The 25293-nt window shown below is 46.7% G+C and carries 23 protein-coding genes and 2 pseudogenes; 11 read left to right on the top strand and 14 right to left on the bottom strand.

Annotation, left to right across the window (positions count from 1 at the left end; genetic code table 11):
* Positions 1-18: 18 nt before the first annotated feature.
* The 3 genes from grxB to K6Q96_RS23555 all read left to right on the top strand — a co-directional run bounded on the left by grxB (position 19) and on the right by K6Q96_RS23555 (position 2626).
* Positions 19-690: a glutaredoxin 2 gene (gene grxB / locus K6Q96_RS23565; RefSeq protein ID WP_251880752.1), complete on the top strand. Its 672-nt coding sequence runs from the start codon at positions 19-21 to the stop codon at positions 688-690.
* A gap of 235 nt (positions 691-925) precedes the next feature.
* Positions 926-1927, top strand: coding sequence for a cytochrome-c peroxidase (locus K6Q96_RS23560; protein ID WP_251880750.1), 1002 nt, complete (start codon positions 926-928; stop codon positions 1925-1927).
* 12 nt (positions 1928-1939) lie between these two features.
* The gene (locus K6Q96_RS23555; protein WP_251880748.1) at positions 1940-2626 is read left to right on the top strand and encodes an MOSC domain-containing protein; all 687 of its coding nucleotides are present in this window, start codon (positions 1940-1942) and stop codon (positions 2624-2626) included.
* A gap of 48 nt (positions 2627-2674) precedes the next feature.
* Here the strand turns inward: K6Q96_RS23555 and K6Q96_RS23550 are convergent, their stop codons facing one another.
* The 3 genes and pseudogenes from K6Q96_RS23550 to K6Q96_RS25015 all read right to left on the bottom strand — a co-directional run.
* Positions 2675-3028, bottom strand: a complete 354-nt coding sequence (locus tag K6Q96_RS23550) for a DUF2750 domain-containing protein (protein ID WP_002538220.1) — start codon at positions 3026-3028, stop codon at positions 2675-2677.
* Positions 3029-3100: 72 nt separating this feature from the next.
* Entirely contained in the window at positions 3101-3292 is a 192-nt protein-coding gene (locus K6Q96_RS25020; RefSeq protein ID WP_434802177.1) for a hypothetical protein, read from the bottom strand.
* A gap of 98 nt (positions 3293-3390) precedes the next feature.
* Positions 3391-3816, bottom strand: a pseudogene (locus K6Q96_RS25015) (GntR family transcriptional regulator); the annotation flags it as partial.
* Between the two features lie 186 nt (positions 3817-4002).
* On the opposite strand from K6Q96_RS25015, the gene K6Q96_RS23540 reads away from it, so the two are divergent.
* The gene (locus tag K6Q96_RS23540; RefSeq protein ID WP_251880746.1) at positions 4003-4869 is read left to right on the top strand and encodes an NAD(P)-dependent oxidoreductase; all 867 of its coding nucleotides are present in this window, start codon (positions 4003-4005) and stop codon (positions 4867-4869) included.
* 65 nt (positions 4870-4934) lie between these two features.
* Here K6Q96_RS23540 and K6Q96_RS23535 read toward each other — a convergent pair whose 3' ends face one another.
* The 5 genes from K6Q96_RS23535 to ectA all read right to left on the bottom strand — a co-directional run bounded on the left by K6Q96_RS23535 (position 4935) and on the right by ectA (position 11621).
* On the bottom strand, positions 4935-7256 hold the full coding sequence (locus K6Q96_RS23535; protein ID WP_251880742.1) for a PKD domain-containing protein: 2322 nt from the start codon (positions 7254-7256) through the stop codon (positions 4935-4937).
* Between the two features lie 641 nt (positions 7257-7897).
* On the bottom strand, positions 7898-9316 hold the full coding sequence (locus tag K6Q96_RS23530) for an aspartate kinase (protein ID WP_251880739.1): 1419 nt from the start codon (positions 9314-9316) through the stop codon (positions 7898-7900).
* Positions 9317-9385: 69 nt separating this feature from the next.
* The gene (locus tag K6Q96_RS23525) at positions 9386-9772 is read right to left on the bottom strand and encodes an ectoine synthase (protein ID WP_002538224.1); all 387 of its coding nucleotides are present in this window, start codon (positions 9770-9772) and stop codon (positions 9386-9388) included.
* Between the two features lie 14 nt (positions 9773-9786).
* On the bottom strand, positions 9787-11052 hold the full coding sequence (ectB, locus tag K6Q96_RS23520) for a diaminobutyrate--2-oxoglutarate transaminase (RefSeq protein ID WP_251880736.1): 1266 nt from the start codon (positions 11050-11052) through the stop codon (positions 9787-9789).
* Between the two features lie 32 nt (positions 11053-11084).
* Positions 11085-11621 carry a diaminobutyrate acetyltransferase gene (gene ectA, locus K6Q96_RS23515; protein ID WP_251880733.1) on the bottom strand — a complete coding sequence of 179 codons (537 nt, stop codon included), beginning with the start codon at positions 11619-11621 and terminating at the stop codon, positions 11085-11087.
* Between the two features lie 570 nt (positions 11622-12191).
* Here ectA and K6Q96_RS23510 point away from each other — a divergent pair.
* On the top strand, positions 12192-13637 hold the full coding sequence (locus K6Q96_RS23510; RefSeq protein ID WP_251880729.1) for a glyceraldehyde-3-phosphate dehydrogenase: 1446 nt from the start codon (positions 12192-12194) through the stop codon (positions 13635-13637).
* A gap of 74 nt (positions 13638-13711) precedes the next feature.
* On the opposite strand, the gene K6Q96_RS23505 is transcribed toward K6Q96_RS23510, so the two are convergent.
* The 3 genes from K6Q96_RS23505 to K6Q96_RS23495 are packed head-to-tail and all read right to left on the bottom strand — an operon-like array spanning position 13712 to position 15879.
* Complete coding sequence (locus K6Q96_RS23505) at positions 13712-14875, bottom strand: glutathionylspermidine synthase family protein (RefSeq protein ID WP_251880726.1); 1164 nt, start codon at positions 14873-14875, stop codon at positions 13712-13714.
* A gap of 3 nt (positions 14876-14878) precedes the next feature.
* On the bottom strand, positions 14879-15451 hold the full coding sequence (locus K6Q96_RS23500; protein WP_251880723.1) for a DUF1190 domain-containing protein: 573 nt from the start codon (positions 15449-15451) through the stop codon (positions 14879-14881).
* Between the two features lie 11 nt (positions 15452-15462).
* On the bottom strand, positions 15463-15879 hold the full coding sequence (locus K6Q96_RS23495) for a DUF350 domain-containing protein (protein ID WP_251880721.1): 417 nt from the start codon (positions 15877-15879) through the stop codon (positions 15463-15465).
* 299 nt (positions 15880-16178) lie between these two features.
* Between K6Q96_RS23495 and K6Q96_RS23490 the strand changes: the two genes are divergently transcribed.
* The 4 genes and pseudogenes from K6Q96_RS23490 to K6Q96_RS23470 all read left to right on the top strand — a co-directional run bounded on the left by K6Q96_RS23490 (position 16179) and on the right by K6Q96_RS23470 (position 20216).
* Entirely contained in the window at positions 16179-18227 is a 2049-nt protein-coding gene (locus K6Q96_RS23490; RefSeq protein ID WP_251880718.1) for a prolyl oligopeptidase family serine peptidase, read from the top strand.
* 658 nt (positions 18228-18885) lie between these two features.
* Positions 18886-19483 (top strand): annotated as a pseudogene (locus K6Q96_RS23480) (enoyl-CoA hydratase/isomerase family protein).
* A gap of 136 nt (positions 19484-19619) precedes the next feature.
* A complete protein-coding gene (locus K6Q96_RS23475) occupies positions 19620-19862 on the top strand; it encodes an HP1242/YdcH family protein (RefSeq protein ID WP_251880713.1) in 243 nt (80 codons plus the stop codon).
* Between the two features lie 132 nt (positions 19863-19994).
* Positions 19995-20216, top strand: a complete 222-nt coding sequence (locus K6Q96_RS23470; protein WP_251880712.1) for a serine protease — start codon at positions 19995-19997, stop codon at positions 20214-20216.
* 160 nt (positions 20217-20376) lie between these two features.
* On the opposite strand, the gene K6Q96_RS23465 is transcribed toward K6Q96_RS23470, so the two are convergent.
* The gene (locus tag K6Q96_RS23465; protein ID WP_251880709.1) at positions 20377-20535 is read right to left on the bottom strand and encodes a hypothetical protein; all 159 of its coding nucleotides are present in this window, start codon (positions 20533-20535) and stop codon (positions 20377-20379) included.
* 217 nt (positions 20536-20752) lie between these two features.
* Positions 20753-21208: a cupin domain-containing protein gene (locus tag K6Q96_RS23460; protein ID WP_251880706.1), complete on the bottom strand. Its 456-nt coding sequence runs from the start codon at positions 21206-21208 to the stop codon at positions 20753-20755.
* Positions 21209-21343: 135 nt separating this feature from the next.
* Here K6Q96_RS23460 and K6Q96_RS23455 point away from each other — a divergent pair, with 135 nt between their 5' ends.
* Positions 21344-21910 carry a TetR/AcrR family transcriptional regulator gene (locus K6Q96_RS23455; protein ID WP_251880703.1) on the top strand — a complete coding sequence of 189 codons (567 nt, stop codon included), beginning with the start codon at positions 21344-21346 and terminating at the stop codon, positions 21908-21910.
* Positions 21911-21967: 57 nt separating this feature from the next.
* On the opposite strand, the gene K6Q96_RS23450 is transcribed toward K6Q96_RS23455, so the two are convergent.
* Positions 21968-22819, bottom strand: a complete 852-nt coding sequence (locus tag K6Q96_RS23450) for an SDR family oxidoreductase (protein WP_251880700.1) — start codon at positions 22817-22819, stop codon at positions 21968-21970.
* 267 nt (positions 22820-23086) lie between these two features.
* Here K6Q96_RS23450 and K6Q96_RS23445 point away from each other — a divergent pair, with 267 nt between their 5' ends.
* Entirely contained in the window at positions 23087-25288 is a 2202-nt protein-coding gene (locus K6Q96_RS23445; protein ID WP_251880697.1) for an LruC domain-containing protein, read from the top strand.
* The last annotated feature ends 5 nt before the right edge of the window (positions 25289-25293 follow it).

Here is a 25293-nt window from a genome sequence, read left to right as displayed (position 1 = left end):
TTTCAAAAAGGATGTTTCATGAAACTGTTTGTGTTTGACCACTGCCCGTTCTGCGTGAAAGCGATGATGGTTGCAGGCTTGAAGAAGGTAGACCTGGAACTTGTTTATCTTCAAAACCACGATGTCGACGCCCGAATCGAAAAAGTCGGTGCCAACCTGGTTCCGATCCTTCAAAAAGAAGACGGTAGCTACATGGCAGAGAGCCTCGATATTGCTGCGTACCTCGACAATCTCGACGGTAACCCAGCGATTGCTGAGGGCACAATGGGTGAGCGCATTTCAGCTTGGATGAATGTTGCTGGCCAGTTCGGCTCACGCCTGATTTATCCGCGTTGGATGATGATTGAATTGCCGGAATTTCAGAGTGAAGAAGCGAAAGCCTGGTTTACTAAAAACAAATCATCCATGATCAAAATGTCTTTCGATGAGGCGTTTGCTAACAGTGAAGAGTACATTGCTAAGCTGAATGTTGAACTGCTGAAACTCGATTGGTTGGTCCCACCTTCACAGCGAAATAACGTGCTGACTTATGACGACATCAATATATTCCCATTCCTTCGAAACTACACAGTGACGAAAGGTCTGCGCTACCCAGGCAATGTTCGTCAGTACTTGGATGAAGTGTCCAAACTGACGGGGGTGGCGCTGTTCGACAGTGTGGCAGTTGGGGCACCAGTTGCGACAGCCTAACTAACAAAATTGAGAAAAGAGGGGCGGAATAGCGCCCCTTCTTTTTTTGCCTTTCTTCCGCCTATTCTGCACTTCTCATCGATATTTCCTTGCGTATCAATGAACTAGGTCAGTTCAAGATTGATAGCGTTCATCTTCATTGATAATTCCGAGGATGACTATCGGATAAATTAATTGTATTGACTCGAAACCATGTGTTAAGTGTTTTCTATCCTCAGCGAAAGGAAAAATGCACATGCAAAGAAACAGTTTGGCAAGGTTAAGCAAAACTGCGTTGGCAGTTGGGTGGTTGTTTTCGTTGGATGTCATGGCGTCAGAAGATCTGCGGCAATTGGGTTTAAGTGTGTTCGGTGTGATGCCGCATTCTATGCCCGGCAGTGAGAACGACACGCCAGAACAAATTGCTCTGGGAAAGGCCCTTTACTTTGAAACCGCGCTCTCAGGCAATGGCAGTCAGTCGTGTAACAGTTGCCATGATCTGGATAAATCCAGCTCGGGTACAGAGCCGTTATCGGTGTCTGTCGGGGCATTAGGGAAACAGGGTAGCCGCAATAGCCTCACTACCTGGAACGCAGGTTTCCAATTCGTACAATTTTGGGACGGCAGAGCGAAAACGTTGCATGAACAGGCAAGAAGCCCAATTCTGAACCCGATTGAAATGGCGCTGCCTTCCGAGGAAGAAGCAGTGCGAAGACTGAAAGAGAAAGGCTACCAGCCCAAGTTCGACCTTGCTTTCCCTCATGATGAAAACCCCCTGGTATTTAACAACATCACGCAAGCTTTAGCGGCGTTCCAGCGTACATTGGTGACGCAAGACAGATTTGATGAATGGCTGATGGGTGACGACGCGGCACTCTCAGCGCAGGAAAAGCGGGGAATGAAGCGGTTTATTACGGTGGGTTGTCATGCCTGCCACAATGGCCCTTTGTTGGGAGGCCAACTCTTTATGAAAATGGGGTTGGTGAATCCCTATCCCAATGAAATCGACAAGGGAAGAGGGTCAGTGACTGGAAACAGCGCAGATAATTTCATCTTCAAAGTTCCCACGATGCGAAATGTCGGTCAGACTTCACCTTACTTCCACGATGGCGCAGTATTTTCGCTGGAACAGGCCGTGCGCGATACGGCGTGGCATCAACTGGGTGTCAAACTCAATGAGCAGGATGTTGAAGACATGACAGCATTTCTGCGATCGCTCGACAATAAAAAGAAAATCGAATTCTCGAACCACGAATAACAGGGAAGGACGATGCAAAAAATGTATCCCATCAAGAAGGTCTTTACCGGAAAAGTGAAAAGTCAGTTTGGCATGATGACCGCCATGGGGAAGCAGTCGGTCGAAGGGGAGATATTCCTATCCGCTCTGGGGCTTCAAGGGGATGAGTGCGCGTCTGATAAACACCATGGTGGTGTTGAAAGGGCATTGCATCAATATCCTTCTGAGCATTATGACTTTTGGCGTACGAAGTTTGGCGACAAGGCCGACTGGCACCCCGCGGGGATGGGTGAAAACATTAGCACTGAACGCATGACAGAAGATGATGTCTGCATTGGCGACAAATATCAGTGGGGTAAAGCCGTGATTCAGGTAAGTCAGCCCCGGTCACCCTGTTACAAGCTCAACAAGCGTTGGGATGTAGAGACGTTTTCAGAGGTGATGCAGGAAACGGCCAAATGTGGCTGGTTGTACCGTGTGATCACGCCCGGGTTTGTCAGTGCTGCGGAGTCACTGATTTTGATTGAGCGCGCTGAAAACGCTTTGACCATCAAACAAACCTGCGATTACTACTTTGGCGATCCATTAAACCCGGAAGGCTTGAGATTAATTGCCGCACAGGAAGGGTTGTCAGCTAGCTGGACGCGTACCGTCCACAAACGTATGGAAACGCAGCAAGTAGAAGACTGGACGCCAAGGCTGAAAGGCATTTTCGCCTAAACGAAAAAGCCGCGAACATAGTCGCGGCTTTTTTGGAAATAATGACCCTTACAGGTACATCTTCGCCAGCTCAGAAGGCTCGACTTCTTTGCCTTCCAGCTCTGCATTCCAGTTGGTACCGACCAGCACGCCGTCTTCATCCAACGTGATAAGCCAGTCTTCAACAAACACATCTAGTGGGATTTCAGTGATTTCGAAATCAGCCCACTCATCGACGTTGTGTTGCGCAGCGTCTTCTTTTGAAGACCAGAATGGCATCACTTCGCTTTCTTCGAACTCGCTCGAGTCACAAGCTAGCCAGCCTTCCTCTTCGTTTTTCAGACCCCAAACCACGTTAGTACGCTTGGTTTCTTCAACGAACAACATCAGATTTGCCTGAACGTCTGCAGTTAGTTTGCTCATTTTTCAATTCTCATGGGAAATTTCGCCGTTAGAGTAACACTTTCATTCCAAAGGTGCTTTATTCCCTTGTCGTTAATTCAGGAAATCACTGAATGGCATAGGTTTGCTGGCCAATAATTCTGCGAATTGAATTAGCCCTTCTTCAAACCGATCTCTTGAGCTGATAGACATCAGCGACAGTCGGACACAATTTGGTGTGTCACCGGCCGAAAAATACCCGCCGTGACCGACAAGAATCGCCTGCTTTTTCGCTTCTTCTACCAATCTGTCTGCTCGTCAGTGTTCCGGCAACTTCAACCAGATATGAAAACCTGACGCTGTTTCGTAGAAGTCTTTGATGATATCTGCTGCCACTGTTTGGCGATATCTCGTCCAGCGAGATTGGCAATTGCCAGAATACCGGGGTACGTCAGCGCTTCGACTGCAATGGTGTCCCCAGGTTTTGTTAGGGTTTCAGCTGTCTGAGAATATGCCTCGGTAAGTGCATTGAGGTTCAAACCCAATCAGGGCTGGAGAATAGAAAAGTTAAAATCTAATTCCTGATGCTGAGGTTGGATAACCTGACTAAGAGCAGACTTGTCCCGAACGAAGGTGCCACGCCCAACAAATGATTTAACGCGTCCAAATTCCGACAGTAGCTTATAGGCTTTTGAAACGGTGGCTGGCGTGGTGCCAAGTTCTTTGGCCAATTCTCTGTGAGGCGGTAGTCTGGCCCTTGCAGCATAAATACCTTGCTCGATTCGAGAGGTTATCTGATTGGCAATGTATTTGAATTTGGTTTCACTCAAAAAGGTCTTCCTGTGTCTGCTCGTGGCATGGACTAAATTATGATCAAAGGTGCGAATGATTGAAATAGCTTAATTGTGTCATTATTTAAAATTGACATATGGCAATTGATGCAATTATAGTCGCTCAAGAAATAGTTAAACAACCTCCATTATGGACATCAACGAATACCAAAAGGAGAAGTCATCATGGCTCAGGAAAAAGTCGCATTTATCGGTCTCGGCGTTATGGGCTATCCGATGGCAGGCCATCTCAAAAATGCTGGGTTTAACACAACCGTTTTCAATCGTACCACTGCGAAAGCTCAAGCCTGGGCAGATGAATACAAAGCTGACTTCGCTGTTACGCCACGTGAGGCAGCACAAGGCTGTGATGTGGTATTTGTGTGTGTTGGCAATGATAATGATGTCCGCAGTGTGATTTTTGGTGATGATGGCGTACTGGCCAGTATGAAAGCAGGGAGTGTGCTGGTGGATCACACCACTACATCCGCAACGTTGGCTGAAGAACTCGCCGAAGCGTGTCAGGAGAAAAAAGTGCACTTTATTGACGCGCCAGTCTCAGGCGGTCAGGCAGGTGCAGAAAACGGTGTATTGACTGTGATGTGTGGCGGCGACCAGATAGTATTTGATGCGGTGAAACCAGTGATTGATGCTTATGCCAAGCAAGCCGTTTTGATGGGTAAAAATGGTCAGGGTCAGCGCTGTAAAATGGCCAATCAAATTTGCATCACGGGTATCTTGCAAGGATTGAGTGAAGCGCTAATTCTGGCTCAAGCATCGGGTTTGGATATCGAACAAATGGTCAATGTGCTTAAGCACGGAGCGGCGGGTTCGTGGCAGATGGAAAACCGTGCTGTTACTATGGCGCAGGACAAATTCGATTTTGGATTTGCTATCGACTGGATGCGCAAAGATTTGGGAATTTGTTTGGATGAAGCGGCAGACAAAGGTCTCGAACTGCCATTGACCAAAGAAGTAGACGAAAAATACGCCCGCCTCCAAGTTCAAGGTTTTGGTCGAATGGATACTTCCGTTCTTATTAAGGCTCAGTGATATATTAAGCCCTTGAACAGCCAGTAAAAAAGAGCAGCCAAGCTGCTCTTTTTTAATTTACAGAGTTAAGAACAAGGCCCCAAGTTCTCCCAAACTCCCCACTCGCCCGTTGTACCAGGCTCTTCATTTTGCGTCCACCATTTTGCTTCATACGCACTGCCTTTATGGGAAACGCGCTCTCCACTGCTGTAAACCATACCTGACTGCCAAACGGGATAGCACTCTGTTGTCGGATTATCGTTGGAAACCACAATCGTGGTGATTTTCTCGTCGGTCACTCCCTTGGTATCAGCCACAATAAGCTTTACTTCATAGCTACCTTGCTGTTGGTAAGTATGCGTCGGGCTTTTTTCTGATGACTCAGTGCCGTCCCCAAACTGCCATGTGTGGCTAACAATGCCTGTATCATCGGTCGATGTGCTCTGGAAGCTAATGGTGAGCCCTGAAGCGGAGAAGTTGAAATCCGCAACAGGAGGGAGGTTATCTCCCGGTAATGTTTGGCAGTCTCCGTTTACAGACCAGACTTGGGGGTAGATATCTGGTTGTGCGCCAGTAGACCACCAAGTTGCTTTATATGTTTTACCTTGAAAACTCACAACATCACCGGAAGCATAGCTCTTGTTGGGATCCCAAGCGGCAACTGAACATGAACTGTCTGAATCAGACACCGTTACCGTATTAACCGCAACGTCACTGTTCCCCTTGCTATCAGCGACTGTCAACGAGACGGAATAAGTCCCACTTGTCGCATAAGTGTGTGACGGACTCTGCTGAGAAGAAGAGCGGCCATCACCGAAATCCCATTGATATGAAGCAATCGGGCCTGTCGACAGGTTGCTGAATACTGCGGTTAGTGCATTGGTTTCATGTGAGAAAGAAGCATCAACAACAGGATAAAGGTCTTCGCAGTGCTCACCAGTTTTATCGCCTGCTGTAACGCCCACTTGTTGGAATGCATCGATAACGTCATCAACACAGTATCCCAAGTCACTGGCAGCATTGAAAACGCCTGACGAAGCATGATCAAACGTTGATCTCGCTTGCCAGTATAGCTGGTTTGCGCGAAGGAAAATATCAAACCCTTTGCGTATATCCCAACCCGGCTTTGTGGCCAATAGATAGAAGGCTTTATTAAATACTCCAGAGCTGTGGTGTACATCTATCCCTGAATAGTAGTCTTTAGCATGGCCAATGGATTTTCCATCCAGAGGAGGATTATCCATATGGCGCATGGCACCACTGCCTTTCTTGATCCTATCGCCAATTTTCCAGTTGTAGCTTCCTTCCAGATAATAAATTGCCGCTGCACCTGCAATATCAGAAAACGCTTCGTTAATGCCTCCCGACTGATTTTTGTACTCCAGATCGGAGTTTTGCTGAGTGACACCATGGCTGACTTCATGAGAAACAACATCCAGAGAAACAAGAGGATAAAAGTAGGATTGACCGTCTCCGAATGTCATTTGTTGGCCGTCCCAGAAAGCATTTTCGTAATTACGGTCGTAGTGAACGCGCATACGAAGTTTCTGGCGTATGGGAGCGATGCCGTACCACTCCTTATACATGTTAAAAACAATTTGTCCGAAGGCATGAGCGTCATTTAGCGGGGAGTATGCGCCGTTGACTTCTCGTTCACTGTTTTCGAAGCAGTTAAAACTATGGACAGTGCCTCCACTTTTTTGATGCCTCATATCTAGAGTTTCGACGTTTTCGCTGTCTAAATAACATGTGCTCCCAGACTGCGTAACGTCAAATGCAGGATAGTCAGTACCAAAATGGTAGCGACCGGTTTTTGGATTTCCGCCCGGTCCTGTGCTTTGCGCATGATTTAGCCCTTCCCAGCTGTCGAGCACTTTACCGGATAGCGCGTCAATAAAGCTAATAGGGCGCGTTGGCTTATCGCTGTAAACAACATAGGAGACCTTCCATGCTAGGTGGGCGGTATCATTTTCGTCCAACCAAACCATGAGCTGCTTTTCGGGATGTTGGATTTGGTATAGCTCGTGTCCTTTTAGTGCAAGTAAGGTTGACAATGCTTCATCATCGCTAATTAAGGGTGTTGTTGTTGGGAGGTCTTGTTCGATACCAGTGATGGCGCTCCCAACAAAGCCGCTGAAGCGTCCTAGCTGACCCTTGTTTGCTACAAAACTCTCTCCATAAATGGGAAGGCCTTGATAGGTTTGACTGATTCTTACCACCTCGTTACCGCTAAGGTCTCTTCCTGAAAAGCCCTCTATGTAGGACTGACCTTCCAATAATGCTTCAACTTGATTGTCCGCTTTGGCAAAGCCTGGAAGTTCAAGATTAATCCGTTGTGCAGCAACAGAGGGTAGCGAAGTTACTGCGATCGCGACACCAAGAGATAGCATATGAAATTTCGGTTTCATTTATTTGTTCACCAATGTGTATTTATGGGTTAGAGGTAACAACGATAAATACCTACGTGTTTTCAGCTACGTTAAAAAAGCTGACTTTTATCAATGAGTGTCTAGAGGAGATTTGGCAACTATCAGGCTTGTGATTTTTTATTTAAATTTAATAGTGAAGGTAAAATGATGAATAAGTTTATATTTAAATGCTTGATCGTTGCCTTGTTGCATAATTATTACGATATGGCTCGTAAAAAATAGTGAGTTTGGTTGATGGTTGGTGTTCTTTTTATCTGTTGTGTAACGAAATTGTTGCACATATTGTTTTGTGGGGTTGTTTGACGGCGAGTGTTTGGCTTACTTGTGAACTTAAAGTATTGAAGAGCATGGGATAAAAATCACTACTTTTTTGTCAATGAATATTAGCCTAACGAGGCAGCAGGAAAGAAAATCTTACATTTTCAATAGTTCATGTATAAGAATTTTAGCGTTGAAAAAAACGGCTGATATTTGCAGTTTTCAAGATAATATGCCTGTATCCAAGTGCCTGTAAGTTATTTTGGTATAAGTGACGACGACAAATTCGTTGCCAATATTTAAATATAAAAAGCCGGAGATAACTCCGGCTTAGACATTAATGCAAAGATAAGGGCGGTAATCTAAGCGACTTGTTTATCCTTATTATCTTTTTGCACGAAAAACTCGTCGTGTAATGCGCGGATAGCACCTTCATACATCTCGTCTTTTACCACGAACTGCACGTTGACGTTACGCATCGAAGAGTGAACGGCTATCGGTGAAATATCGCTGTTCATCAGCGCCAGCACACCTTTGCTCAAGGTAGTGTTGGTGTTTATTTGCGAACCAATCGCAGAAATCAGAGCAACCATGTGACTGGTGATTGTCGAATCAGGGAAGCGTTTTTCTGCGCGATAAAGTAACTTGTTGAGGTTCTTGGCGACGCCGCTGAGGTAGTAAGTAAGGGAATTAGCGCTCATCTCTTTACCGACCAGATTGACGCTTTCGTCAGCGATCATCTCCATCAGTTCATAGCCAACGTTATCAACGTTACCCACCATCGCCTGATCAAAAATGTGTAGGGCAAAAACTTTGTCGCGACCCGCAATGATTTCGATCTTCTCGGAATCTGGTTGGTAAGCCTGAGAGATTAAAGTGCCTTTGTGCTCTGGCTCAAAGGTATTTTTAATTTGTAGCGGAATTTCTTTTTTACGAAGACCGGAAGCTGCGTTCGGGTGGATGGCTTCCATGCCGAGGTTGGCTAGCTGGTCAGCGACATCAAAGTTACTTTGGCCAATTGGCAATACGTTTTCTGGACCCGCAATACGAGGATCTGCACTGCTGAGGTGATATTCCTTATGGATAATCGCCAGATCTGCCGAGGTTTGACAGGCAATGCGGCTGAAGGTCATCTCGCTGTAACCGCGATCGTAGGTCTTCATCAGGCCTTCATCACAGTAGGCGTAGCCAGTCACAATTGGTAGCTCGGTAGTGACATCAACCTCTTTGAACGCTTCAACAATCACTTCATCCAGCGTGCCGGAAAGCTTATTGTCCCATCCTGAGAGATCCACAAACTTGGCATTTAAACCAAGAGTTCTTAGCTTCAGAGCAGTGTTGTAAGCGCTGTGGGCTTCGCCGATTGAAGATAAAAACTCTCGGATTTGTGGCAGGTATTGGCGCAGCGTGAACTGACCATAACTACAAGTCGCGAGAATGTTTGAAATACAGTCTTTGGCATCTTTCAGACGCTCAGCAATGAAGTTGTCTGCACGGGTACGATTGAGAGGGTCTGCAAACAGATTTTCATTGATCATTTTCAAACGCACTTCGAGCGCATCGATGGCATCGGTCCATTGTTCATCACGCTTGGCAACCAGTTGGTAGATGCCTGGCTCGCCAGAACGCTTGCTTTCAAGCAGGGCATCAGTAATGCCGCCATAGGCAGAAACCACAAATACACGGTTATACGGGTTCTTGGGGCGAAGAAAAATGTTGTCCAATACGGCATCAAATGCCGACATAGACGTGCCGCCGATTTTCTCAACGGTGTAAGTCATAATTGCAATCCTTGTCTGTCGTAAATAGAAAAAGGGGGCAAAATGGCCCCCAAAAGACACATATTTTTATTAATCTACCAGCGGATAAACGCCGTTTTCATCGTGAACTTCTTGTCCGGTAATTGGCGGGTTAAAGACGCAAGCCATTACCATGTCGGCACCTTCATAAGCTCGAAGGAAGTGTTCATCGTGTTTGTCCAGAATGTAAAGTGTGCCCGGTTTGATTGGGTAAGTTTCGCCACCTACCACTTCAATTTCACCTTCACCAGACATGCAGTACACAGACTCCAAGTGGTTTTTGTAATGAATGTGGGTTTCAGTGCCTTTAAAGATGGTCGTGATGTGGAATGAAAACCCCATCTGATCATCTTTCAGCAGCATACGAACGCTTTCCCAGGTTTCTGATGCTACGCGGCGCTCGCTGTTTCTACACTCTTCCAGAGTTCTTACGATCATGTTTCTTATTTCCCTTAAGACGCTTTGCGGGTAAGTTCATTGGCAACTTCCTGAGCTGCTTTTTCAAAGATGTGCAGACCTTGCTCAAGCTCTGACTCACTGATTGTCAGTGGACAGAAGAACTTCACGACTTCATCTTCAGGACCGGCGGTTTCAATGATCATGCCTTTTTCAAAGCAACGACGTGAAATCGCGCTGGCGATATCACCGCTTTTACATTCAATACCTTGCATCATGCCGCGGCCTTTTGCGCGAACGAACAGAGAAGAAAGTTGCTTCAGCGAGCGGTCGATAGTCTTGGAAACTTGTTGGCTGCGCTCAGCAATATGGCCTTCGAAATCATCATTCTGCCAGTATTGCTCAATTGCTTTTGTTGCCGTAACGAAGGCGTGATTGTTACCACGGAAAGTCCCGTTGTGTTCACCTGGAAGCCACTTGTCCAACTCAGGCTTCAGCAGCACCAGTGCCATTGGCAAACCGTATCCGCCGATAGACTTAGACAGGGTCACGATATCTGGATTGATACCGGAAGGTTCGAAGCTGAAGAAGGTGCCAGTACGGCCACAGCCAGCCTGAATATCATCAACGATCAGCAAAATGCCGTGGGCTTTACAGATTTTGCTCAGCTTCTGCAGCCACTCGTTTGAAGCGGCATTCAGACCACCTTCACCTTGTAGGGTTTCCAGCAACACAGCAGCAGGCTTATCGAGGCCACTTGAGTTGTCATTCAGCATGGTTTCAAACAGCGCAAGGCCATCAATATCGGCATAGCCTTCATAAGGAATGCGGGACGTACCGAACAAAGGCGTACCTGCGCCTCCACGGTGATGTTGGTTACCGGTCGCTGTCAGTGCACCCATGGTGCACCCATGGAAGCCGTTGGTGAAAGTCACGATGTTGGTGCGGCCCGTCACCTTGCGCGCCAATTTCATCGCTGCTTCTACTGCATTCGTGCCGGTTGGTCCGGTGAACTGCACTTTGTAATCAAGATTTCGTGGCGCGAAGATGTGATTACGGAGTGCGGTTAGGAAAGCAGCTTTTGCTTCGGTGAACATATCCAAACCATGGGTAATACCATCGTTCGAGATGTAGTCTACCAAGGCTTTTTTCAGAACTGGGTTGTTATGACCGTAGTTCAGCGAACCAGCACCAGCCAGAAAATCAATGTAGCGTTCTCCCGAATCGGTGGTCAGCCAACACCCTTTTGCTGAGGTAAATACAACAGGGAAGCTGTTGCAATATGACTTAACGTTTGACTCTTGCTTGTTAAAAATTTCCATTTGGAATCCGTTTTATATTTTTAAGAATGGTTTTATTTCAAAGGAATGCGGAACAAAAACTCCGTGTCATGTTTTCCTTTGAAATGCTGTTTTTCGTCGAGAAACACTGTGACTTCACCGTTTTCACCATGTGCGGCATCGAGCTTACGAAATAAGCTCCAGGAACCTTTGTTGGATCCAGTGATAGTGGTTTCTACAACATTGACGTCTGAGAGGTGATCGCGCATCAACAGCTCTTGTAGCATATGAAAGGCGAGACCTTTGCCGCGTGCTTCTGGAGAAACCGCAACTTGCCAGACAAACAGCTCATTAGGGGCTTCAGGCTTTTGGTATCCAGATATGAATCCAGCTACGGAACCCTTGTGTTCTGCGAGGATGCAGGTCTTATTGAAGTGGGTTGATTGGAGGAAGTTGCAGTACGAGGAGTTTTCATCGAGTGGGGGACAACTGGCGATAAGCTCGTGGATCCTGATGCCATCTTCGATTCGCGGAGTGCGAAATACCCAGGCGTCTTCGTCCGTCCTCAAACGCGTCAATGTCGCGCTCTGGTGTATCGTCTCGGTACTCATTGTTTCAATTAATCCTTTAGAGGTCTAAGCATTTAAGCCCTTTAAATGATACATCTGATGGAATTTTTATCAAGTCTGAGTCACAAATAAGCATATTTATGTCTATAAGTTGCTGTTTTATATGTGTCCAATAAAAATGACGCAAAATTGAAACATTTAGATGTGTAATCAATATGCTTTAAGTGAATCATTCTGTATCGATAAAGGGTAAAACCCGAATGTAGCGACAGATCCCGTGTTAAATGTTGTTATGTCGTGGCTAAAAAGGTGATAACACCCTGGTGGTGTGGTTTTTTAGTGAGGCGTATTAAGTTGAATTGGATGAAATGATTGAAAGTTTTACGTAGTAAACTTTCAATCAGATTTTAAGAGAAAGGAAATGAAAGCGTTTTATACTTGTAATATTTTAACGATGTGAGGGATAAATGGCTGAAATTTAATGATATGAATGACCACTTTTTTTTACTAGGTTAATAATAATCAGGCCGTTAGACTCGTCGCCAAAATAATAAAAATAGTTACTGATTACACTTTTATACCCTAAATCCCAAAAAGGCAAAGAAAGTCACGATGAGCCCAGAACAACATCTTACCCAATGGCAAAAAAGTCAGGCCGACGCAGAAACCATGTCACCTCTCATTAGCAAGCTTTACCGTGAGGAAGGCGTCGAAATTCAAATATATGGTCGTGCTGTGATTAACGCCAGTACGATTGACCTGCTGAAGTCACACCGTGTAGCGCGCTGGTACACCGGACAGGAAGTGACTACCGCTCATACACTCCCGATTCTCGAAGCATTGGCACAAATGCCACTTTCTCCTTGCCGAATCGATATTGGTCGTCTTGCCAACGTTTACTGGCGTGACAACGAAGATTTGGCCCAACTAGATGATTTCCTCAAAACAGCAATCGCAGACCTGCCGCCGTCCACGAGTCTTAAGGAGCCCAGAGATATCGTGTTGTATGGCTTTGGCCGAATTGGGCGTCTGGTAACGCGCCTAATGGTAGAAAAAAGCGGACCAGGCTACCCACTGCGTCTACGCGCGATTGTTGTACGTGGCGGTAAAGATGGCGACCTTGAAAAGCGCGCCAGCTTACTGCGTCGTGATTCTGTTCACGGGCCTTTTAACGGTTCCATTTTGGTGGACCATGCCCGTAACGCTCTGATCGTGAATGGTAACTACATTCAGATCATCTACGCGAACCACCCTTCAGAAGTAGACTACGAAGCTCACGGAATTAAAAATGCCGTTGTCGTTGATAACACCGGCATGTGGCGCGATGTTGATGGTCTCAGTAACCACCTGACCGCCAAAGGCGCGGGTAAAGTGTTGCTGACCGCACCAGGTAAGGGTGACATCAAGAACATCGTATTTGGTGTTAACCACGGTGACATCAAAGACAGCGATACAATAGTGTCAGCGGCAAGTTGCACCACTAACGCAATTACACCTGTGCTGAAAGCGATGAATGACCGCTACGGTGTTGAGTCTGGCCATATCGAAACCGTCCACTCGTTCACCAACGATCAGAACCTGATTGATAATTTCCACAAAGGCGATCGCCGTGGACGTGCCGCGTCATTGAACATGGTGCTTACATCTACAGGTGCAGCGAAAGCCGTGGCGAAAGCTCTACCAGCGCTGAAAGGTAAATTGACTGGCAACGCGATTCGCGTACCGACGCCAAATGTTTCCATGGCGATCGCAAACTTGAATCTAGGCAAAGAAGTCGATCGCGATTCGCTGAATGCTTACCTTCGTGAAACAGCGTTGATGTCACCATTGGCGGGTCAGATCGATTACACCCAATCTACTGAAATCGTCTCTTCAGACATCGTCGGTTCGCGCTACGCAGGTGTTGTAGATAGTGAGGCGACTATCGCCGATGGTAACCGTTGTGTACTTTACATTTGGTATGACAATGAATTCGGATACAGCTGTCAGGTTATTCACTGCATCGAGCAGATGGCGGGCGTCCAGTATCCAGTGATCCCTGCGGTAAATCAGCACTGATCATTTAAAGAAAACATCCCCAAAGCCAAGGCGACTCATCTGAGTCGCTTTTTTATCTCTAAGACCAGCAAACCCTAAAGAATGACGTGAGGCAGGTATCTTGCCAGATCCTGCGTAACGAGTGATGCGTCTTCTCGAATCGAAATGCCAGCAGCGCGATCATTAACCAGCCAGCTGCCAATCAAGGTGAAGTTGTCGCCGAACTTTGGTAGTGGTTGGTACTGCTGGACGATAGCTTGAGAGAGATCATACGGCCCATCAGTTTTAAAGGTCGAGGCGCCATTTCTGACGATCTCGATGTTGGCGCCCTCGCGCGAAAATAGCGGCTTAAGCACGTAGTCAGACAGGGAAGATGCTTTCGGATCATCCGCGAAGTAGGCAGGCAACAAATTAGGATGATTAGGATAGAGTTTCCAAAGCATCGGAAGCAGAGCTTTGTTGGACAGCACAGACTTCCACATAGGCTCCAGCCAGTTAATGGTGGCGCTACCCAAGAATTGGGCATACTCCTCATCGAACATGAATTCCCAGGGATATAGCTTGAACATCCAGCGGATAACCCGTCCTTTCATGTCGACAAATTCGCCGGCATCATTCACACCAATATCTTCAACGTAGATAAAGCCAGTGTGTAATCCCGCCTCTTTGGCGCAATCTTCGAGGTACTGAACGGTCGCCCGGTCTTCCTCTGTATCCTTACAACAACTGAAATAAAGCGTCTGACCAGGCTGACGTTTAGCGAGCACGGCAAAGCGCTCCATGATGTAATCCTGAAGGATATTGAACTGGTCAGCACTCTGGTGGATACGTCCGCTGTTCACCACATCTTCAAGCCATACCCATTGCCAGAAGCCGGTCTCAAAGAGAGAAGTTGGTGTGTCTGCATTGTTTTCATAAAGCTTGGCTGGATTGACACCGTCATAGGTGAAATCAAGACGGGCATAGAGAGATGGGTCCCGGCGTCGCCAGGAACCTGCGACCAAATCCCACATGGCTTCTGGAATACCAAACTTGGTCAGCAGTTCATCACTTCGGGTGACGCGCTCTACCACATCAAGACACATCTGGTGGATCTCTTCGGTGGGCTTTTCAAGATCGTCTTCGATTTGCTGGAGGTTGAATTGATAGTAGGCGGTTTCATCCCAGTAAGGTTCGCCATACATGGTATGAAATCCAAACCCGTATTGCTTTGCGAGTTCGCGCCAGTGAGGGCGCTCAGGGATATCCCGCCTAAACATCGTTTAACCGCCGCTACGAGATGAAGAAGACGCACGTGATACGGATTTACCGAAACCGCCGCGTGACATCACTTGTCCGATAGTACCGCTGGATTTTGGCTTGGTGATCGAGCTGGTGGAGACTTTCACCGATTTGTTGCTGGATGAGCTGAAGAAGTTACCATCGCCGGAGTAGTACTTCCCGCGGTATCCATACAGTGGCTTGGAATAATAACGTTTCTTCTTTTTCTTGAAGTAGTCGTCATCCAGCATGTTGGCGAAGAAAAAGCCTGCCATCGCTGGAATGTACCAGTTGTTGTAACGATCACAGCCATCTAAAAAGTCCGCTTCGCACTCATATTCATTGTTATAACGGGGTGCAGATTGCGCTGCATCCGCCAGGGCATCCTGATAGGCGATACGACACTCTTCAATTTGATCCGGAAATGAGCGCGCACAATCTTGCGCTGACTGGAACACGAAACCTTCAGTTTCAGGTTCGAAGAAACAACCTGAGATACCTCCGACAAACGCAAAAGGGATCACTTTGGCGGCTTTGTCCATGGTTGGACGAATAACGTTTTGACTCCGTTTCATGACTGCCTCCGTTAGTAGGTCAGACACGCAGCGTTCAGTACGCCGATGGAAACAGAGACGACTGCCAGAATAATACCGGCTGGCAATTCGTCGTTTTCAATGCGAGTAGTCAGCTCTTTCAGCATGACGAAACGGACAATGGCAAAGGCAATAAATTGTGCCAGCATGGCAATCACGCCCCACACCATAAAGTCGACGATGTTGACGGAGTTCTGCGCCGCACCGGCAATGGCAATACAGTAACCCAAGAATGCACCGCCAAGAGCGACTGCTGCTGTTACGCTTTGCTTATCTTTGATCAGTGCCCATTCGTCGTATGGCGTAATGCGGATATAGATGAATTTAAAAATCAGTACAAACGCCAGCGAAGCAGCAAAGTAGATGATGAAGTTTGGTAGACCTGCAAGCAGTCCGGCGAGCATATCCATAGTGGTATCCTGTCAGTCCTTGAATCATTATCCCCACCTGAGCTAAAAGCTCACTGGGGTCGATAAGTATAAGCTTATGTTTGTTAGCGAAAAACGGCCTTAAACTATCACGACTTTGTGAGGCAAACCGTCTCAAAATTAAAGACACTCAGTTATTGCTGGAATTATTGGTTTACAACGTTCCTTAGAGTGAGTTTGCGAGTTGTCTACGAAAAACACTGTTTAAGCAAGGTCGCATTCAACCCCGCTTTCTATAATTCTCGCACTATATCTATACCCAAACCATGGATGGAGAAGTCATGTTTGATTACCCCAAAACACGCAAAGATACGATCGTCGATACATATTTCTCCGAGAAAGTCGCCGACCCTTATCGTTGGCTGGAAGATGATTTAAGTGATGAAACTGCGCAATGGGTAGAGTCTCAGAACGCAGTGACCTTTGACTATTTGCATAAGATTCCTTTTCGCAATGCGATTCGTGAAAAACTCGAAACCGCAAACAACTACGTCAAAGAGTCGGCCCCGTTTGACCGCGGCGGCTATATCTATTTTTACCGCAATGATGGACTGCAGAATCAATCCGTGGTGTATCGCACCCAAGGTGATTTGTCTGATGCCAAGGTGTTTCTTGACCCAAATAGCTGGAGTGAAGAAGGCACAACATCACTCGACCAATTGCGTTTTTCCCGTGATGACAAGTTCATTGCCTATTCAACCTCTGAGGGTGGCAGTGATTGGCGGACCATCTACGTGATGGATTCGGAAACGGGAGAGTTGTTGGCGGATAAAATCGATAACGTAAAATTCTCCGGCATTGAATGGCGTGGAAGTGAGGGTTTTTACTACTCGACGTATGACAAACCTGAGGGCAGCGAATTATCAGCGAGGACCGAACATCACAAACTTTACTTCCATACATTAGGAACGTCGCAGGCGGAAGATGAGTTGGTATTTGGTGGAGAGAATGACCCGCAGTTTCGCTATGTCGGTGGCTACACCACTGAAGACGACAGTTTCCTTGTGATCACTGGCGCCAATGCAACATCGGGGAACATGCTTTATGTGCAGGATCTGAGAGGTAATGGCGAGCGCTTGTGTCTGACTGACGATGACAGTGCAGATAGTGATGTGATTGAGCATCAAGATGGCAAACTCATCATTTACACCAACCTGGATGCACCGATGGGACGCATTGTGGTGACGGATGCGCAAAAACCTGATCAGGCTAATTGGAGAGACTTGATTGCCGAAACAGAGCACGAACTGAGTATCTCGACCGGCGCGGGTTACCTGTTTGCCAGCTATCTGGTTGATGTGCAGACTCAGGTGAAACAGTATCGCCTGAGTGGTGAAAAGGTACGTGATGTGGTTCTGCCTGACGTAGGCACAGCTTCTGGCTTCTCAGGTCGCGAACAAGACAAAACACTGTATTTTACTTTCACCAATTACACGACAGCAGCAGACACCTATCGCTTCGATCCAGAAACAGGCGTCACCGAACGCTATCGTCAAAGCGCCTGCACTATCGACAGTGAGAAGCTTGAATCACGCCAGGTGTTTTACACCTCAAAAGATGGCACCAAAGTTCCGATGACCATTTGCTATCGCAAAGGCATAGAGCTGGATGGCTCACATCCAACTATTCTTTATGGTTATGGCGGTTTCAATATCAGCTTAGAGCCTGCTTTCAATCCAAGTATTGCAGCATGGATTGAAATGGGCGGCATTTATGCCGTTGCAAACCTGCGTGGCGGTGGTGAATACGGTAAAGCATGGCATCAGGCAGGCACTCAGCTTCAGAAACAAAATGTGTTCGATGATTTTATTTCTGCCGCAGAGTTTTTGATTACTGAAAGCTATACATCACCTGAGAAACTGGCGATTCGAGGTGGTTCTAACGGTGGCTTGCTGGTGGGCGCGTGTATGACGCAGCGACCAGACCTGTATAAAGTGGCGTTGCCTGCCGTCGGTGTGTTGGACATGCTGCGCTACCACACTTTCACGTCGGGTGAAGGCTGGAAGTATGACTACGGCACGTCTTCGCAAAGTGAAGCAATGTTCAAGTATTTGTTGGGTTACTCTCCGGTGCACAACGTTAGGGAAGACGTTGTCTATCCTTCAACCTTGGTCACAACGGCAGATCATGATGATCGCGTTGTGCCTGCCCACTCATACAAATTTATCGCTGAGTTACAGGCAAAACATGCGGGCGAAAACCCTGTGTTAATTCGAATCGATGTGAATGCAGGGCATGGTGCTGGCATGCCGATGCATAAAGTGTTGGATTTAGGCGCTGATGTGTATGCCTTCTGCTTGGACCAGATGGGTGTAAAGCCACGCTTATAAGTAATAGATGATAAAACGCGCCTGTCAGGGCGCGTTTTTAATTGTTTGCGGCGTTAATGTTGGTTTGTATAAGAGTCATCGCGTCGCGAAGCGCTTTAGGCAAAGCCGAGGTTTCAAAAAATGTTGCGAGAATAATGGCTGAAATAATTATCCCGAGCATTGCATATTCTATCGCCGTCACACCGGATTCATCTTGAATATAATTTAGGGCCAACCTTAGCATCTTCATACCTTTTTGGTTCTTTTATCAGTCTAACATATCTGCATACTGTTGAAGATTCTAGTTGCGATTATGCATCACCTAAGCCTTTAAATTTTAATCGGTTTATGGGCTGTTCACCAAAGTGTTTCATAATTTAAAATTACCTGAAATTAGGTATGATTATTTAATTTTTATGTGGTGCTACTTACAAATTAATATATGAATAAATGAACTATAAAATTAGTTGTTTATATAGTTAGGCTTTAGGCATGGATTCGTTATTTCTTGAACGCTATCACATTGATTTTTTTCCTTTATAGGGTTCATTGGCCTTTGGTGGTTAAATTTTGTTCTAGCCATAAGCATTTTCAACTTTTAGCGGAAACTGTTTCCTTCCTTTTGTCCATTGTTGCTGTTCGGTGCCATTGTTAGGTTAAAAGTCGACCGAAACAAAAAATAAAAGGACGCTATGAAGGCTACACCACATTTACCACTAGTCAGGACGAAGGTGTCCTGACTGTGACTTTTGATTTTGGCTCAGTGAACGTTCAGGGACAGGAAATGCTGTCTGATTTGAACGGACTGGCGATGCGTCTGGAACTCGACCGAGGCTGTTTCCCGAGAGAAAGCGAAACTGCTCGATATGCAGGCAGTACTTGAACGAATCGGTAAGGTGCCTCAGGCGACCATCGCCAAGCTGGAAGGTTTTGCCCGAGGTGGCGGCCACGAGTTTGCATTGGCATGTTATATGCGCTTTGCGGCTCGAGGGAAATACAAATTTATGTAAATGGAAGTCGCTATGGGCATCCTGCCTTTCGGCGGCGGTGCTTCCCGTATGGCAAGTCAGGTCGGTCTTGGATGAGCACTGGAAATAATCCTGAGTGCGCGCGACTTCGACGCAGATGAAGCAGAGGCTTACTGGCTGTATTAGGGAACCAGCAAAACCCCAGCAGTGGAACGCTTCCAGATCGCTGACGATCAAGGGCTTGAGCACGATATCGAGAACCAGCGTAATTGGAACAAATTGGTCATGGATGTGCAGAACATTAACTGACCCAGTTTTAGCTAAAGCGAGAAGTCGACTATTCTCAACCATGGGTATATCTACATGGTTGAGAATTTCCTATTGTGAAGGCTCGACAGAAGGGATCTTGAATCCAACTACCAAGGAAAATAGATAAGGAGTTGATATGTTAGGTGAAGTCCACTCTCTCGTTCACGAGTTCCCAGAGTTCAAAGACCTGATCGGAGAGCTCTCCAATCAAGATGCGGCATTCGCAGAAGACAACAAGAAATACAATGCACTTGATAAAGAAATCCGCAGTCTGGAGCTAAGAGATTCCCCTATTGATGATGAAGAGATGCACAAACTTAAACATGACCGTGCAGTATTGAAGGACTCGCTCTATCACCGTTTGCAGCAAGCGAGTTAGCATGTCATCAGTTTTAATAAAAGACGCGCCAAAGGCGCGTCTTTTTAATTGGTTTTTCCCAAATTCGCGCTCTCTTTACTGGGAAAAGTGTGCTTACATAAAGGCCTGAATACCCCAAAAAGATGGTGTTTAATGAAAAAACTCACCCTAATTTCACTGATGGCACTATTAATGGCCGGCTGCGCAGATACTGACACAATGGTAGGCGCAGATCGTGATAGCCATGGCTGCATCCCTTCTGCAGGTTATCAGTGGTGTGCCCATACCAACCGATGTGAGCGCCCCTGGGAGCTTGCTGAAGTTGAAGGGTTTGATAATACGCCCGAACTCTTTGAAGCGTTCTGCGCTGAGTAACAACAGTGTCAGCAAAGCGGCGCACAAAAACGCACTACTTGCGTATGCAAGTGGTGCGTTTTCATTGAATCAAAGGGATTTAACGGATTCCCGGAAATAGACCCATGACCACACCGAAGGTTGCGTAAGCATGAATGCTCTCTTCTTGGCTGGCCTGATATTATTCCATAGCTTTCAGCATTGTCGGTGCTGGAATAATCTCACCTGACGCCATAAAACCTTGCTCAGTCAGCTGCCTGATTTCTTGTTTCGTGGTTGGTGTATCCAGTTTCACGTGAGTCACAACGTCTTGCGATTTATAGAACTGAAATCTGAGCATAGTAGTTCTCCTTATTGGCTTCATTTTAACAGGGGTAAATAGAAGGTTTTTACCGTGAGTCAATAAGTTAGACGCTCTGTGCTACCGGTTAATAATACCATTGAGCAGGTCGGAAAAGCCGCCATTATCGGTGGGCATGGATCGCACAATTAGCCAAGAGAAAGGCGGGTGATAACGAAGCTCAACCCGCCTTGATTTGAAGATTTGATAGGTGCTTTTACCAGATAACAGGGCGATTTACACCACGGCCATCTTCAATGGTATTTTTCACCGTTTCACTGCCTGCTTTTACCTGAAGAACGGCGTAGTAAAGCGGTGAATCAGAGGTATTTCTCCAACAGCGTACGCCTTCGGGAGCCACACGGACGACAGAGCCAGTGGTGACCTCGAATCGATTATCATCCACCATAAATTCGCCTTGCCCTCCCATGAAAATGTAGATTTCTTCATGCTTGATATGGATATGGTGAAATGGCATAGAGGTATGTGGAGCCAGTGAATTAAGAGAAAGGATACCGCCGGACATCCCCAGAGCCTCGCTAACGAAGACCTTTCCTTCAACATTCACTGGCAAAGCTTCATGCTGAAATGTGAAGCTATCGATAGCATCTATCCCGCCAGTAGAAATCGCGTCGTAATTGGTGCCCTTAGATAATGTGTTAAGCATTCCCATGATCTTCTCTCCTTAAGTAACGCATTGAATAAAAATGTTTTCTTGGTAGAAATTTGCCGACTTAAATCTTCCGTGGTTGTAGAGAGGAGATTAAGATGATTGACTATATGTTCAACATAATATTTTGGATGAGTTATGCCTTGGCCAACGACAAGAAAGCAGGAAACGCGTAAGAAGATTCTGAAAAGTGCGGTGAGATTGTTTGCACAACGGGGATTTCACAATGTATCGCTTGGCGAGGTAATGGAAGAGGCAAAGCTAACGCATGGCGCTTTCTATGCCCATTTCAGTTCAAAACAAGAGCTTTATAATCAGTCCGTTTACGCGGCAACCGAAGACAGCCCTTTGGCTGGGATTATGCGTGAGTCAGAAGGAGATTTGAGTTTTGACAAGATCGTAAAAACGTATCTTTGCTCAGAACACGTGGAACAGAAGATTTCTCCATGTCCGCTTGCTGCATTCGCCACTGATGTGTCGAATCAAAATGATCACGCAAAGCAAGCTTATTCTCATGTGTTTGAAGGCTTATTGGATATACTCCAAACACGCAGCGGTGGAGAGATACCGGACAGACAAAGTGCGATGTCGCTCGCTGCCCTGATGATAGGCGGTGTAGTTGTGTCCCGAGCACTGAATGATGATGAGGTTGTCGATGAGCTGCTTGAAGCTTGTATTGCCAAAGCTTCGCAGCTCGTGAAGTAAAAACGCGCCGGTAAAGCGCGCTTATGTCCTCTAAGAGAGCTGAACAAAACGGGTTGTTCAACCTTCCGTCTCTATATCCGCAAAGTAATCGCCCCAGGTTTGGTGTTCGCGTCCGGCGGCGTTCAGAAAATGGCTGGGGTTGTCGACCTTACCTTCACTGATACCCTGATATATTCCAGCAATGACGGTTCCAAGAAATTCGCCCAACTCCGCAATGCGCTCAGCCTGATAATCCTCAAAAGAGAGCGGCACGTAAGTCAGGTGAGTGTGGTACGTCGCGTTGAGGTATTCCGTTAACTGGGTTTGAGTGAGGGCTTCGCCATGCAGGTTATAAGTTTGCCCATTGTGCTTGTCTTCAGTCAGCATGCGGGCATACGCATACCCAAGTTCACCACGGGAGGTATAACCGCATTTGCCTTCACCTGCACAGTTGTTGATAACCCCAGCTTTCTTGTAATTCTCGATGTATTCGATATCCGGTTCAATGTAGATGCCATTACGGCCTATCACCCAGTTAAGCCCCGATTCACGAACATCTTGCTCGGTTTGTCTGTTACTTTGAATAATGGGTGAAAACGCAGTGCCTTCCTCAGCGCCTTGAACACTGGTGTAAACGATCTTTTTAACCCCTGCTTTTTTGGCAGCATTAATCACATTGCGGTGCTGGCCAATGCGCTTGTCAGGGGCATCCATTCCAGAAACCAGTAACAAGCTATCAATGCCTTGTAGTGATTGTTCAAGCTCTTCAGGCTCTTCGTAATCACCGGGACGGATTTCAACACCAAGTTCTTTGGCGCGCTCTGGAGTGCGGGCTAAAGCAATGACATTTTCTTTCGGTATTACGTCAATCAGCGCTTTGACGATTTCTGAGCCCAATTGCCCACTGGCGGCGGTAACGGCAATTTTCACGGTCTTTTCCCTCATCGATAAACGGGCAAGCGAGTGATGATTGGCTTGCACAATGTTCCTAATAAATGTAGCTCGGGTACATTGTGCAGGAAGCGCTTTCTGAGTTTTGGCTTATGGAAGATACAAACAATGACTAAGTGTTACTTCATCCTGTTTTCTCAAAATGACAAAGTGCAGGCATCTTTTCTCAGTACTGAATTGGATGTGAGAGTATTCTTGCGACGCAAATTGATAAATTCTTTTTAATCAAATAGATAGTCACATGGCATGGATGTTGTTTATTTGCTCTTAAGTCTGGACTCAAGTGGAGCGTATGCCGTGCGTCTATCTCTACCCATTTTTTTATCAGCTCTTTTCGGTTCCTCGGTACACGCTGAGACACCAGCTTCCGTTGAGCCTTTTGATACATGTCCCAGCAAAGCCTTCTTGTTCCAAAGCTCACCCAGCAAAGTTTATGGGGTGAATCTTGTCACTGGTGGCTATTCAACGTTGGCAGAAACCACTGGCCTCAACACCCATATCAACGCTGTTGGGTTTAACCAATCAGATCGCTATATATACGGTTTTGATTACGACAACGAGGTGGTGATAAGGATTGGCCAAAACTATGTTGGTGAACAACTCACAGTGAATGGGTTGCCTAACAACACGAAGTTTATTAGCGGTGATGTGCATGACCAGGTTTACTATCTGCACCGCAGAGAGCTGGGAATCATCAAAATTGACCTTTCTCCGCTGGAAGCTGACCCTTCGGCGACATTAACAGCGACCACATTAGACACAGACCTCAACAACCTCAGAACGTCAGACGTTGCGATCAACCCGATTGATGGCAATCTCTATGCAGTCAACAACAACTCGTACAACCTTTATCGCGTGGACTTAGAAACAGGCGATTCCGACATGGTTTACAGTTTGGTGGCTGATATCGGCCCACCATCTGGTGGCTTTGGCGCGGTCTATTTCGACGTTGATGGCAACTTTTACATCTCCCGAAATGATGATGGCAAGATCTTCAGAATCGACCTTTCAAACGAAGACGATATCGATGACAAAAACCTAGAGGCAGTGCTGTTCGCCTCAGGGCCGATATCTGGACAAAATGACGGTGCGCGTTGTGCAAACGCCCCCATTATTGATGAAGATTCGACGATTGATTTTGGTGACGCACCAGACAGCTACAAAACGTTGCTTGCTTCAAACGGTCCGCGTCACGAAGTGGATAGCGGTTTCTACTTAGGGTCCATCGCACCAGACAGCGAAGGTGACGGTTTCACATCCCCCCTTGATGACAACAAAGCCGGTTTAGCGGATGAAGACGGTGTTGGCTTTGTTACCGCATTGGAAGTGGGTAACACGTCTCTGGTTTCCGTTCAGGCATCTACTGCTGGTTATTTGTCAGCATGGATAGACTGGAACCAAGACGGCGATTTTGAAGACGTAGGTGAGAAGGTCTTGAGCGACAGTTTGCTAGCGTCGGGTATCAATTCACTCTCCATTGCGGTTCCAGCAGGCGCGACGATTGGGTCAACTTGGTCTCGCTTTCGTTTTGCAGAAGCGTCTGGTCTCGATTACTTTGGTGGTGCCACAACCGGTGAAGTTGAGGATCATCCTGTGACTATCATGGAGAATGGCTCTTCACTGCGTTACTACCCCAGTGAAAGCGGATATGCCACAGTCGCTTTTGAGGACAACTGGCCCAAAGAGGGGGATTACGACCTCAACGATGTGGTCTTTAAATTCCGAATTACAGAAACACTGGATGAAAACAGCGCGATTACCCGTGTATTGATTCAAGGTTATCTCTCAGCCTACGGTGCTGGTTATCACAATGGGTTTGCATTCAGACTTGGGGGAATAAACCGGTCTGACATCAGCTCAGCGAGCACTTTGACACACAATGCAGTGTTACAAGAGAGCAACGGCTTAGAGAGTGACTCCAATGAGGCAATATTCATTGTTTCAGACGATCTTAAACAGAAACTCCCAGCAGGCTGTATGTACTATCGAACGGCGCAGCATTGCCAGGAAGCGTTGGTCTTCGAGTTCGAAATAGATGTGTATTTCAACGAGGGGACTGATACGAGCTCTTTGATGACAATGCCTTATGACCCATTTATTTTCGCCACACCGGGCGCTTATGTCCGCGACGGGCTCTGGTATAACCCTGGACGAGGGTTAGAAATCCACCTCGCCGATCAGGCGCCGACAGAGCAATTCGACACCTACTGGCTGGGGTGGTGGAGCGACTCCAGCGACCCAGCAACATCACGTTACTTTAAAACCTCTTCGAATCATCCTTGGGCGCTGCTTATCCCTGATGAGTGGTCTTGGCCCAGAGAGCATGTCGACCTTGTTGAGGCATATCCAGATTTTGCAGGCTATGCGGAGTCCGTAGGTGAAAATAATCTTCAGTGGTATTTATTAGAAAAAGCGACTGAAAACAAATACTACTTGTCTGAGGAGTAAGTGCC

The organism is Grimontia kaedaensis, from assembly GCF_023746615.1.
GTDB classification, from domain to species: Bacteria; Pseudomonadota; Gammaproteobacteria; order Enterobacterales; family Vibrionaceae; genus Enterovibrio; species Enterovibrio kaedaensis.
This window is presented reverse-complemented; position numbering and strand designations above follow the sequence as displayed.